Annotated in this window: 11 protein-coding genes and 1 pseudogene; 3 read left to right on the top strand and 9 right to left on the bottom strand. The window is 45.9% G+C overall.

Annotation, left to right across the window (positions count from 1 at the left end; genetic code table 11):
- Positions 1-326: 326 nt before the first annotated feature.
- The 9 genes and pseudogenes from WBA89_RS18925 to psbZ form a co-directional block, all read right to left on the bottom strand.
- Positions 327-1,364, bottom strand: a complete 1,038-nt coding sequence (locus WBA89_RS18925; RefSeq protein WP_424408749.1) for a D-alanine--D-alanine ligase family protein — start codon at positions 1,362-1,364, stop codon at positions 327-329.
- Between the two features lie 2 nt (positions 1,365-1,366).
- A complete protein-coding gene (locus WBA89_RS18930) occupies positions 1,367-2,758 on the bottom strand; it encodes an ATP-grasp domain-containing protein (protein WP_424408750.1) in 1,392 nt (463 codons plus the stop codon).
- A 113-nt stretch (positions 2,759-2,871) separates the two neighbouring features.
- Complete coding sequence (locus WBA89_RS18935) at positions 2,872-3,210, bottom strand: type II toxin-antitoxin system PemK/MazF family toxin (RefSeq protein WP_424408751.1); 339 nt, start codon at positions 3,208-3,210, stop codon at positions 2,872-2,874.
- Positions 3,197-3,421 (bottom strand): CopG family transcriptional regulator, encoded by a 225-nt coding sequence (locus tag WBA89_RS18940; RefSeq protein ID WP_424408752.1) that lies wholly within the window; start codon positions 3,419-3,421, stop codon positions 3,197-3,199. The genes WBA89_RS18935 and WBA89_RS18940 overlap by 14 nt, the downstream gene beginning before the upstream one ends.
- 171 nt (positions 3,422-3,592) lie before the next feature.
- The gene (locus WBA89_RS18945; protein WP_424408753.1) at positions 3,593-4,396 is read right to left on the bottom strand and encodes an O-methyltransferase; all 804 of its coding nucleotides are present in this window, start codon (positions 4,394-4,396) and stop codon (positions 3,593-3,595) included.
- Positions 4,393-5,637, bottom strand: coding sequence for a sedoheptulose 7-phosphate cyclase (locus WBA89_RS18950; RefSeq protein WP_424408754.1), 1,245 nt, complete (start codon positions 5,635-5,637; stop codon positions 4,393-4,395). The genes WBA89_RS18945 and WBA89_RS18950 overlap by 4 nt, the downstream gene beginning before the upstream one ends.
- 530 nt (positions 5,638-6,167) lie before the next feature.
- Positions 6,168-6,743, bottom strand: a pseudogene (locus WBA89_RS18955) (Uma2 family endonuclease).
- A gap of 176 nt (positions 6,744-6,919) precedes the next feature.
- On the bottom strand, positions 6,920-7,468 hold the full coding sequence (gene ribH, locus WBA89_RS18960) for a 6,7-dimethyl-8-ribityllumazine synthase (RefSeq protein WP_424408755.1): 549 nt from the start codon (positions 7,466-7,468) through the stop codon (positions 6,920-6,922).
- Positions 7,469-7,698: 230 nt separating this feature from the next.
- Positions 7,699-7,890, bottom strand: coding sequence for a photosystem II reaction center protein PsbZ (gene psbZ, locus WBA89_RS18965; protein ID WP_424408756.1), 192 nt, complete (start codon positions 7,888-7,890; stop codon positions 7,699-7,701).
- A gap of 204 nt (positions 7,891-8,094) precedes the next feature.
- Here psbZ and WBA89_RS18970 point away from each other — a divergent pair, with 204 nt between their 5' ends.
- The 3 genes from WBA89_RS18970 to WBA89_RS18980 all read left to right on the top strand — a co-directional run bounded on the left by WBA89_RS18970 (position 8,095) and on the right by WBA89_RS18980 (position 12,108).
- Complete coding sequence (locus WBA89_RS18970) at positions 8,095-8,247, top strand: hypothetical protein (protein WP_424408757.1); 153 nt, start codon at positions 8,095-8,097, stop codon at positions 8,245-8,247.
- Positions 8,248-8,426: 179 nt separating this feature from the next.
- Positions 8,427-11,339, top strand: coding sequence for a CBS domain-containing protein (locus tag WBA89_RS18975; protein WP_424408758.1), 2,913 nt, complete (start codon positions 8,427-8,429; stop codon positions 11,337-11,339).
- A gap of 313 nt (positions 11,340-11,652) precedes the next feature.
- Entirely contained in the window at positions 11,653-12,108 is a 456-nt protein-coding gene (locus WBA89_RS18980) for a DUF2127 domain-containing protein (protein ID WP_424408759.1), read from the top strand.
- The last annotated feature ends 475 nt before the right edge of the window (positions 12,109-12,583 follow it).

Genomic DNA, 12,583 nt, shown 5'->3' on the forward strand with positions numbered 1-12,583 from the left:
GCGATTAGTATGCGGAAAGCTCAAATATTACACAAGGGTTTGTCGTAAAATACGAACAACTCTTGACATAGGAAGCGAAGTCTGCTATAGTTTTGCGTCCACAATCTCAAAATACCGATCGCGCCGATCGACTAAATTTGAAAGTTGATCCGTAGGGTGCGTCGCTGCGAGAGCTTTGATATAACTCGCAGATTATAGATGGCGACGCACCCTACTTGCTCAAAGATGGCAACAACTCCTGTTCCTATTTTAGAATGATACAGAGGACACGGCAGTGCCGTGTCCCTACCCAAAATAATATTGTAGGGAAACGGCACTGCCGTGTCCTAATTTCTTGGGACTTCACATAAGGCATTTTGCAACATAGTTTCAAAAAATGTATCCAGAGAAGTTCCTGATGCTTTCGTCATCGCAGAAAGCACGCTTTTTTGAGCAAAAGAACAGTATAGCCCCGCTTCCAAGAACCAAGGTTTTCCCTGCGGGTCGATGCGAAAATCAAATAGACTGTAGTGGCGACAACCCAAAGCTGTGTGGCACTTTCTAGCCATATCCCAAACTCTCTCAGTCGCCGGATCGCTGGTGTCAACTATCCACGATTTGGTACTATCTTTAGCGGCATAACCCAAGCTTCCATCATCATTTTGTTTCAGCTTGTCGGCATAACTCCGAATCGGCATTGTATCAGCATCTAGAGCATACTCTTCTAGCGGCAAACAAACTAACTCCCCTGCTTTGACGATAATTCCGCAGCGAACTTCTCTACCCAATTCAATGAATTTTTCTACTAGCACTTCATCTGAATGAGTTAATGCTTTCTGCAAAGCTGCATCATAGTCAGCAGCATTTTTAACGAAAGTTACTCCAATGGAATTATCACCATTTAGTGGTTTGAGTACGGCGGGGAAATCAATCGAAGGTCGATCGCCCGCACGGACAACTTCTCCCAACGGTACACTTACCCCAGCGGCTGCTACCACTGCCTTAGTCCTCGCTTTGTCAGCCACCAGCGCCATCAACTCTGCGGAATTACCCACATAAGGAATACTCAGCAAATCGAACAAACTGCGGTATTGAGTCATGCCTGGGATACAAAACATCTGCGGCACCATTACGTCAATTTGGAGGTCGCTCAGCACCTGCACAGCACCCGCTAAAGACATGGGATTAGCGGCCGCGATCGCACCTCGATCGAGAGATGTCGGAAAACGCCATTGGCGATCGGGAGAAATATAGGCAATATGAAATTCATACAGTCCTGAATTAGCCGTATTCTCCAAACAATCTCGGGCGTAAAGGCGCGACAAATCACAGTAAAAATCGCTGACAGCCGATCCGACTAAATGCAAAACCCGCAATACTGACATACTCAATCTCCTCCTATTTCCACAAGTTTGCCAATATTAAAATCAATCCGAATCCACTCTTTCGGCTTCTGCAAATTGCCCCATAACAACAAAGGAATTTGCCAATGATGCACCATCAAAAATGGTAGCGGATCGTTCCAATCGAAGATGGCATCTTTACCTTTGGCAATAATTTGTAACCGCTCGTAAACTAGCTTTGGCGACCATAAATGAGTCACCAATCGCCAAATTTCGTGGTAAATCCAGTAAGTCGGGCGGCTAGATGCCAAGGGCTGCACAGTTTGCGGTAAAGAGTCGCGATCCAAATAAGCCTTAGCTACATCGGGATGGTTGTAAAACATCGTGATGGCTGAATGGATGCGGGGATTACATTCGATCGCGTAAATCTCTCCATCATCCGCCGCCTGCATGAAATCAAAGGAGACTTGTCCAGTCAAATTGAGACTTTTGGCAAACTGACGAATCCAATTTTCGATATCCGGGCGATCGACATTTTCGTAGTTTACCTGAAATGCCGATGATTCGCAGCAACAGTGCAACTGAAGATGGCCGTTGCGGATTGTACTGTGAGTGCAGAACTCTTGCCCCGGAATATACTCTTGCATAATCCAAGGTTTACTCTCTGAAATTGGTAAAGAGTTGACAAAAGCGGCTGTTTCGGCTGGGGTTTCGCAGGGTAATTTAGTTAAGTCTAATCTGCGAATAGAATCGTAGGGAATACTTTTGATAATGTACTGGCGCTGTGCATCGCTAAAATCAAAATCGATTACTTGCTGGGGATTAGTAATGCGATAGGACTTCGGAACTCGCAGCCCCAAGGCTTCGGCAGCCGCAGCAAATGTATATTTATCATCCAATCTTTGCAGCGTTTCCACATCGACGTGCATTACCGTACAGTGGGGAGAAAGTACGCTTTTGACTTGGGCATCGTAGTAACTGGCGACGGGACTGCACGCGGGAACATAAACATTAACTCCCTCTTGTTGGACGATTTTTAAGAGTGCTTGCGGGTATTCCTCTGTCTGGGGATTTGGTACTGTGTAAAAGCGATCGACCGCCCAAGAGTAACGATGACCTGTCAGCCAGTATTTCTCGGTTTCAACCAAAATTACCCGATGACCGGCTTTGTGGAACGATCGGGCTAGCTGCAATGCCTTAGTCATCTTGCCGCCACTTATCAAAATCGTTTGGGGATTGGCTGCGGTCGGTGGAGACTGGAACGGTTTGATGATGATGGATCTCAACAATGCAATTATCGTCAAAGTTAGATTCAATGGCATTACTAATAGCAATAAAATCAGAGTTGCTATTGTTTTTACTGTAGTTTGGAAGCGCCGACTACCCGCATTTGTTTCCTGTTCAGATGGCATCGCTGCGACTGAAATTGTTTTCATAATAAGTTTCTGGTTTGACATACTAACGGGAGTATCCCGATTTTGCAAATATACTCGTCGGGGCGAAGCCTTCCGGCAGTAAATCTCTGGTTCTGACGAATTAATTATATATGTTAATCGACATCTAAATGCAATTTTAGAGCAATATTTACAAACTGCATAGTTTCCTCATTCAAACTCCCCACTGCATCGCTGGTAATTCGCTGTTTGGAAATTGTCCGTATTTGCTGTACTTGCACTTTAGAAGATTTTGATAAACCGCTATCATCGGGATTTAGCAATACCTCGAAAGGGTAGACACGGGTTATATTCGAGGTAATTGGTAGAATGGTAACTGTATTGGCTGCACGGTTATTAGCGTCATTGCTTACCACCAATACGGGACGGCTTTTGTCTATCTCAGAACCAACTGTAGGACTGAGATTCGCATAGTAAATTTTACCACGCTTCATCTGTTAATCCATCGGCAACTGTTAAATCCCAAACGGAGTCTACTTCGCTAGATGCTTGTCGGTAAGCAGATTCTAGTTCTTGATTCCGCAACAATTCCAAAGCTAATTCAATTACTTTGGATGGCGATTTGCATCCTTTAGCAATTTTATAGCTTTCAATGAACTGTAGTAGTGATTGTGATAGGGAAATTGATATTTCTTTAGCTTGCATTATCTTAGCAATTGGTAATTACAAAGATTTCTACTTAACTATAGCACAAGCATTCCGACTGCCTGAGAACCCATCTGCAGAGGCTCTGCCTCGCTGTCGGATCGGAAAACTGGAGGCAGAGCCTCCGGATCTGTGTTACCAGGCAGAGCCTGGTAACGAGTGGCGCGGCTTCTAAACGCGCCGAATCAAGGTAATCCCATCTCTGAGCGGCACTAACACCTGCTCTACGCGCGGATCGTCAACCACAGCCTGATTGAATTGCCCGATCGCAACTCCGTTAGCAGTAGCAGTACCGGACAAATAGGGCTGTCCCTGCATCAAAGTATTGTCAGCACAAATCAAGCCATTGGGAGCTAACAGCCCTGTGGTGAGCAGTAAATCGAGATAATCTGTGTATCCAGCTTTGTCAGCATCGATAAACACCAAATCGAACACTTCTCCAGCATCAGCCAGTTGTTTCATTGTTTCTAGGGCTGGTGCGACTCGCACTGAAATTTTGTGACCTACCGTCGATTCCTGAAAACACTTCTGGGCAAACTCAGCTACATAACTATCGACTTCGCAGGCTACTACTTCCCCATCTACTGGGAGGGCTTCGGCCATTGCTAGTGCTGAATAGCCAGTGAACATCCCGATTTCGAGCGCGCGCTTTGCTTTCGTCAGGTGGACGAGAAATTTCAGCATTTGCCCTTCCACATGGCCCGAGAGCATCTCTTGTTCCAAGTGGCGCACTGTCTCGCCGTCGGAGAATCGCTGACTCCAATCTTCTGATTGGGTGCGCTTTACTAATGCGGCTAAGGCGGGAGATTCCGGGGTGGTGCAAAGATTCAGGTAGGGATCGAGACCATTTGCTAATTCGTAGGCTTGTTGCAATTCTGTCTTGAAAGCTCGATCGAGATTATCGATTTTCTTTGCTTCCTCGACAAGACTTTCCAGCTTAGCGGCTAAAATCCCGACTGGGGTAACTGGTCTCATCTTTGTACCCCTGCTGCAGAAGGAGTTGCAACTTTCTGCAATACTACGTACATATCTTCGCCATCGCCACGACGCGGGTAGCCTTCACAGATTTCTCGATGCACGGCTAGGGCTTCATCCAACTCAGTTCGAGTCAAATCGTTCATGAAAAAGCATTCACCAATGGGGCGCGGAGCCGCCGCCCGTTGAAGGCCGTCGCGGGTGCGGGCGATCGATGTTGTGGCTTTCCAGAGCAGTTCTGATGTGAGATAGGCGCTGTCAATTGCTAGTCCTAGGCGACTCATTAATCCTAGGATGCGATCGCGCTCGGCGATCGAAATGTAGCCGCGCTGTTCGGCAATCGTCGCTGAAAAAGCCATATCGATAGCGACACTGTGGCCGTGGAACATCGGAATTTCCGGTGTTAGTTCCAGGGTGGGACTCCAGGTGTGACCGTAAGCAATCACTCGGTCCAAATCTAGCTCGTGCAGGTTTGGTACTTCTAACGCCAGCATTGACTGAATGGCGTTGTAGGTTAACCGATGTGCGACTTCGCGCAGTTCTGATGTGCCGTCTAGATACCCAAAATGGCTGTGCAGCAATGCTTCGCCGTAGTTTTCCAACAACTCGAAGATTTCTTTGTTGCCGACTACGGCGATCTTAATTAACTCTGCCATGCCGTTGCGTATTTGGTCGATCGGCAGAGTTTTTAGGAAAGAGAAGTCTAAGATTACTTTCTGGGAAGCGTGGTAAGCACCCAGGCGGTTTTTCAACTTACCGTGGTTCACGGCTACCTTGATCGCCACACTCGCATCAATCAGCCCGATTAAGGTTGTGGGTACGCGAATGTAGTTAGTCCGACGGCGATAGGAGGAGCAGGCAAAACCTGTTACGTCAGTAGTCAATCCACCACCAACCACCAACACAGGTTCTTTCCGCACGAGTCCAAAATCTACGAAGGCATCTATGATGCTTTCAAAAGTTGTTACGGTCTTATCCGGTTCCTTGATATTCACTGGAAAGACTGTTAAATCTATTTCGTGATGCTTGAAATAATTCTGCATCTGCTGGCCGTACAAACCGTAAACTGTTTGGTCTACCACCATTAAACAGCGACCGAATTGGCGGTAACTATCGGCAATTTCTGGATTTTCCAGCTTGAAAGCACCATCTACATAGAGCAAGCTGAAATCAATTTTTTCGTACCCTTCAATATGAAAAGCGCGGTCTGTGGCTGTAAACGTAGCTTGGATATCACCCATAAAATTTGTGCACTTTTGTATTGGTAATTAACTGTAAGTATCCGGGCGATCCTCAAAATCATCAATCCCTTTGTTGGCAAGCTTCCTAGGTGTTAACTGGACAAATTTATTATTTAAGATTGCATTAACAATTTACCTGATAATTTACTTTCACGGCTATTTGTTAAGAATACGTTAAATACTGTTTGTACAGCATTTATGCTGAAAGCTATTCTAGGATCGAGTTGAGACGGTCTCAATGCTTACACAAAACTTAACATAACTAATTTCTCATATTTATGCAACTAAATTCATACAAATCTCATAAAACTGTTGAGAAATATTAGATAGTCAGCAATTTTTAGTTAAAAAGTCGATCGTATTTCAGTATTTTAATAAACTTATGTGTAAAACGATACTCAGCAAGCCGCCGCTCGACCGCCAACCAAATAACTGTATAAAAATATACTGAAAGTTCTGAGAGAGTTTTATAGCAGTGGCCTTGACAGCCTTGGCGGTTGCTATAAATTAACTTAAGTAGTCAATTCAGCTTAGGCTGGAAACACCAAGGATAGATCCAGAGACAAATGAAAACCTGGAATTGCGACAGATTCATTGGGCAGAAGGACTCGCTGCGATCGATAATTGAAATCACCTTGTCTTTTTTGATAAGGTTCGCTGTGCATTTCCAGTTGATTATCGACTAAGTTAAATATCCAATAATTAGCAATTCCAGCTTCAGCATACAGAGATAGCTTGGTTTTGCGATCGTACTTTAAAGTAGAATCAGAAACCTCAATTACTAACAAGATATCCGCAGGTTATGGGTGAGAAGATAAATAATTGTCAGAGCGATTGCGCGCGACAACCACATCAGGTTCTGGTTCGCTATCTGTAGCAGACAAAATAATCGGCTCTTGTGTACGGACACGAGCGCGTCTTGTCAGTAAAATTATTAACTCTTCAACTAAAATACTGTTACAAACAGAGTGAAACGTACTTTTAGTAGCCTTGATGATAAGTTCTCCGCGAATCAATTCTACTCGCTCATCGGGAGCGAAAAATCCCAGTTCTCCCAAACGGTGATATTCTGCGATCGAGAATCTTTTCGCGGTGACACTATTCATAGTTTTCCTTACCTAGTATTCTACAAGCGACGAGCGAATATCCATAGCTTTGCTTACCTAGTATTCTACAAGCGACGAGCGAGGCAGAGCCTCTGGATCTCGGTTCCCAGGCAGAGCCGGGGAACCAGTTGGAAGAAGAAGCGATTTCAATCGCCGATTCATACCTATGAGATACATTAAGCCCGATCGGCCGACAGCACTTCAACAGCAGACCCAGCAGCTAATCGATCGTAAGAATTTCCGCCCAAACCGTTAACCTGACGCATCAAAGTGCCCATTTCCAGAGCACTCATCGCATAATTCCAGCCCAAATTGCTCTTAATTCCGGCCCTTTCCAAAGCTTGCTGCATCGTGTCTGTCGTCACCACCCCAAAAATCACCGGCACCCCTGTTTGAAAAGCAGCCGCCGCAATTCCCTTAGAAACTTCGCCAGCTACAAAATCGAAATGCGGAGTTTGGCCGCGAATCACCGCGCCCAGACAGATTACCGCATCGTAGCGGCCAGAAAGAGCAGCTTGGCGGGCCACCAAAGGAATCTCAAAACATCCCGGAACCCAATAAAAATCAACTTGATTTCCGTGAGGATTAATATCAACCCCGTGGCGTTTCAAACAATCTTGACATCCTTCCAAAAGTTTGCCGACTACCAAATCGTTAAAACGACCGATGACAATAGCAAACCGCAAAGATTCTGTTTGAGTAAAAGTTCCCTCGAAAACAGTCATAATTTTCTAGTTTAGATTTTAGGGTTGAAATGTTATATTTTTTGTTGTGAGAAGGCAAAAGTCAGAAAGCAGAAACATTTTATCTGAATTTCAAGTGCAAAAACATACAAGCTCGTCTCGCGGTTCTAACCGTTCCTGGCTTCTACCGAATGCGGAATGCCTTTGAATTGCTAGTTAATGCCTTCAACTTTCTATCTTTTACCTTCTTCTTTTGATAGTGCTAGGCGAAATTAAACTACTAAAAAGTTTAATACACCGACTGCAATAACCAGCAAAAACCAGAGACCAGAACCGGCATAAAGCAGGGATTTAGACTGATCCCAGTTTTGGGGAGAGGCATAAGCGACAGGTACGCCAACCACCATTACAAAAGATAGCAGTACCAAAGCCAGTAAAACCAATTGAAACAGAATTGATAACATTTTTTCTCCTTTCTGTATAGCCGTGCGTTGACGAGAAATAGTTGGTTACAATCTGGAAAAACATTCCAGATTATAGTTTTCGATCCGTCCAAAAACGGAAGCATCCGACTTGTGCCGCGGATATCCCAAAATTTTAGATTAAGAGTTCAAGCTGCCAGATTCTATGCGCTGCAAGTAAATCTAAAATCTAAAATCTAAAATCGAATGACAATTTCCAGATGGTCGAGAAATTGTCGGTTGATTGATACGAAAGAGACCGTGCAAATTCGGGCGTTGCGCGAACAGGCATCAGCAGCTCTTGAGATTGTTACCAATTTTATCATTGTTCGCTACTGCACAGAAAACTCTCAAGGTTAAGTTAAAACCCAAAGCCGTGTCAACAACCAGGTAAAAACCCCACCGAAAGCAGGGAGTGAAGTCTCAGAGCGGTTTTGCGGGCTCAGTTGACAGGCCTCGGTTAAAGCCCGATCGCCCGATCGAGTATCAGAGCGCGAGAAATTGCTACTGTGGGAGTGAGAGATGCGGGATTTTCGGCTATGGACTTAGTTTTGTGCCACACAACAGCAGATTTTGACAGCTTGGGCGCTGCGGTGGGACTGTGCGTGCTGCACCCAGGTACCAGAATCGTGCTGGCGGGCGGATGTCACCCGACAGTGCGGGATTTTTTGGCGCTGCACCGCGACGAGTATCCGCTGATCGAACGCCGATCGGTAAATCCGTCACAAATTCGATCGATTAGTATAGTAGATGCCTCGCAGCGCGATCGTTTGGGAAAAGCCGCCGAATGGCTAGACTTGCCGCACATCAACGAAATAGCTGTTTTCGACCACCACCTGCAAGCCGATTTGGACATACCCGCCACAGTTACCCAAATCGAAGCAGTCGGAGCAACCACTACATTAATTGTCGAAAAACTGCGAGAAAAGCTCAAAAATGCCGCAGAAAACGGCAACACAGCATCCCGCCTGCTGCCTTCAGAAGCTACAGTCATGGCCTTGGGCATCCACGTCGATACGGGTTCCCTAACCTTTGAGGGCGCGACGGCGCGAGATGCCATAGCTTTAGCCTGGTTGATGGAACAGGGATCGAGTTTGCCGGTAATCGCTGAGTATGTAGAACCCGCTTTGTCTCCTCAATTGCAGGATTTGCTGCAAGAATCGCTGAAGAATTTGCGATCGGAAACTTTGCACGGTTATACAGTAGCTTGGGTGCTGCTATCTACTGAGGACTATGTTCCCGGACTTTCTTCCCTAGCTTCCCGCTTGCTCGATTTGACTGAAGCCGATGCTCTACTTTTAGGCAATGTTTATAAAATTAGTGAAAACGAAAACAGCAGCAACAGCGCCCAACCGCCAGTTTCCAACCGATTAACCGTTATCGGTCGATCGCGCATTTCCAGCACCAACCTCAGCGAACTGTTCAAACCTTTCGGCGGCGGAGGCCACGCCAGCGCCGCATCCCTCGCCACCCGCGATGTTGACCCGCTCGCGACTTTAAATCAGTTAGCTGATGAATTAAAAGCTCAAATCCCTCACCCTCCCACCGCCCGCGAGTTAATGTCCTCTCCAGTGCGGAGCATTCGCCCGGAAACCTCCGTGGGAGAAGCTCACCGTATCCTCCTGCGTTACGGGCATTCGGGGCTTTGCGTGGTCGATGCGGGCGATGGCTGGGAGCCCCGCAAGCTACGGCTTGCCGGCATTATTTCCCGCCGCGACATTGACATCGCCCTGCACCACGGTTTCAGTCACGCCCCCGTCAAGGGTTACATGACTCTGCAGCTAAAAACGATCGCCCCCGATACCTTGCTGCCAGAAATTGAAGATTTAATGGTGACATACCATATCGGGCGTTTGCCAGTATTGGAAAACGACCAACTTGTGGGAATTGTGACTCGCACCGACGTGTTGCGGGAATTGCACCAGCAAAAAGGGCGAGACAGCGGCAGTAACGGAGAATTGTCCTATTGTCCCCTACCCGCATCCGTGGAGCAGTTGCTGCGATCGCGCATTAGTCCCGAATTATGGCAATTATTGTCGATCGCGGCCAATATTGCCAGAGAGCGCGGGTGGCAACTTTATATTGTCGGCGGAGCAGTGCGGGATTTACTCTTAGCAACGGACGATAAATTGGCGCTAACAGACATTGATTTGGTAGTCGATGGAAACCGCAGCGCCGACGATTCCGGTGCAGGTGTCGAGTTGGCTGCATCGCTACAAAAGCTTTACCCAGAGTCGCGTTTGGATGTTCACGGTGATTTTAAAACCGCCGCGCTACTGTGGAACAAAGACTCTGTTTTCGGCTCGCTGTGGCTGGATATCGCTACGGCTCGTACTGAATTTTATCCTTATCCGGCTGCAAATCCTGAAGTTGAAGCGAGTTCGATCCGTCAAGATTTGTACCGCAGGGATTTTACAATTAACGCGCTGGCTGTGCGGTTGGGTGTTCCTAACAGCGGCCAATTGTTGGATTTTTTTGGCGGTTTGCGAGACTTGGAAGCGCGCCAAATTAGAGTTTTGCACGCTAACAGTTTTATCGAAGATCCGACGCGAATTTATCGGGCTGTGCGGTTTGCGGTGCGGTTGGGATTTGCGATCGAGCCGCAGACTGAAGGATACATCCGCCACGCCCTCGAAAGCGGGATTTATTACCGCATTCAAGGGGAAAACGGCCGAGCTCCGGCTTTGGAAACTCGGCTCAAAAGTGAATTGAGGTACATTTTGCAATCACCTTACTGGAAGGCTGCCCTGCAAATGCTGGGAGATTTGCAGGCTTTGCGCTGCATTCATCCTACTTTGGAATTGGATCGCCAGTTGTGGCGGCAATTGCGTTTGCTCGATCGGTGTTTGAATGGAAGGAAGAAGGAAGAAGGTTCGGCAGCGGATTCTGTAACGGATGTAACGGATGTAACCGATGGAATTAAGAAACAAGTAGTTAAAAAATTCCCGATGCCCAATGCCCAATTCCCAATTCCCAATTCCCAATGCCCAATTCTCAAAATTTCCGATTGGCTGATGCGGCTGGAAGTTTCGATCGCTTATTTAGCACCGGAATATCGGGGTAAAGTAGCTGCAAATCTTCAGTTACCCGCTGACAGCATCAAGCGGCTGGAACTTTTAGAAGCTACAAATCAGGAATTAGCAGAAAATTTGCCGAAGTGCAAGTTACCGAGTCAATTGGTGATGCTGCTGAGGAATTATGAGTTGCCGGTGTTAATGGCGATCGCCCTAAAAAGCCCCCGAAGTATCCGCCGCCAGATTTGGGAATATCTCACCAAGTGGGCGAATGTTGAGCCGCCTCTAAACGGCAACGATTTGAAGGCTTTGGGTTACAAGCCGGGGCCTGGGTTTAAACGGATGTTGGATGATTTGTTGGCGGCTTCGCTGGATGGCGATTTGGGCGATCGGGCTGCTGCTATCTCTTTTTTAGCACAACATTATCCTCAATCTTAACAGCTCAGTACGGTGCAGCAGCAGCGCGTTATTTTCTATATAATTGATCGACTCGTTGCTGGCGCACCTACTGAATTTTTACCATCTCTTAAGTCGGTGATATCAAATCCGGTAGCAAAGGATAATAAGCACAGCATCTTATTCTTTCTCTTCCGTCTTCGCGTTAGCGTGCCTCGCGGTTCATTCGATCTTAAAACCTATTAGTTATCATACTGACACAACCGAATTTGATATTAAATCTCCTACACTGCGAGTCAGCCAAACTTCTTTTTTCACAAACCGATCGCCACTTATTGATATTTCTAGAATTTACGTGAAAAAACAGCGTCCTCCTGGTTTAATCGCAATTGTCGCCTACAAAGCTTTTGTCGCTTCCCTCTTGACAGTAACTTCGATAGCTTTGCTTTTCGCGCTAAAAAACCATAAAATTTTGGAGAATTTTTCGGAATCTTATCTCTTAGAAACCAAGCTTAAGATTATTGAATTATTACTAGATAAATTTCTCATTGTCAAGCCTAAAACATTACTTTTTAGCGGACTTGCTGCCGGATTTTATGCAGGTTTGACGGCTGTTGAGGCTCTTGGTTTGTGGTATCAAAAAGGTTGGGCAACCATCTTGGTGTTAGTTTTGGTAGGAATCAGTATCCCGCCAGAAATATATGAGTTATTTCAGGGACTAACTTTACTTAAGTTAGCGGTATTTATCGCAAATTTAGCCGTGCTGTGGTACTTGCTGCACCATTTGCCGAAGCACGGTAAAGCTGATTAAAGTTCCGATGATTCATATCATTTCCGGTTACGCCGGAATGATGTTGGCTGTTGGCTGTTGACTGTTGGCTGTTGACTGTTGGCTGTTGACTCGAATTTAGTATTCCGATGAAGAGAGGATTTGATATCAGAAAAAATTTACTTAATTTTATAAATTTCAGGATTTTCCATTTTCATATCATAAAACGGTTTATAAGTCAAATAAAAGCCTCGATTTTTACAAAATTCGGCTGATTGTAAAGATTGAATACAGCTACGAGGGGTTATACCCCCTATGAGTTATAGTCATATATGTATAGATGCACCCTGATGACTTTCCCGTTCCACAAGAGCGGGATTTTTATTGGCAAAATATGGTGCAGCGTTTGTAATACCAAATTCATAAAATAGCGCTACATATCTACCCCCCCCAACCCCCCCTTGTAAAGGGGGGGAGTCAAACTTTCAGTAGTAGCATAACTTTATGAAATTGGTAT

This window comes from Microcoleus sp. (genome assembly GCF_049646505.1).
In the GTDB taxonomy this organism is placed as follows: domain Bacteria; phylum Cyanobacteriota; class Cyanobacteriia; order Cyanobacteriales; family Microcoleaceae; genus Microcoleus.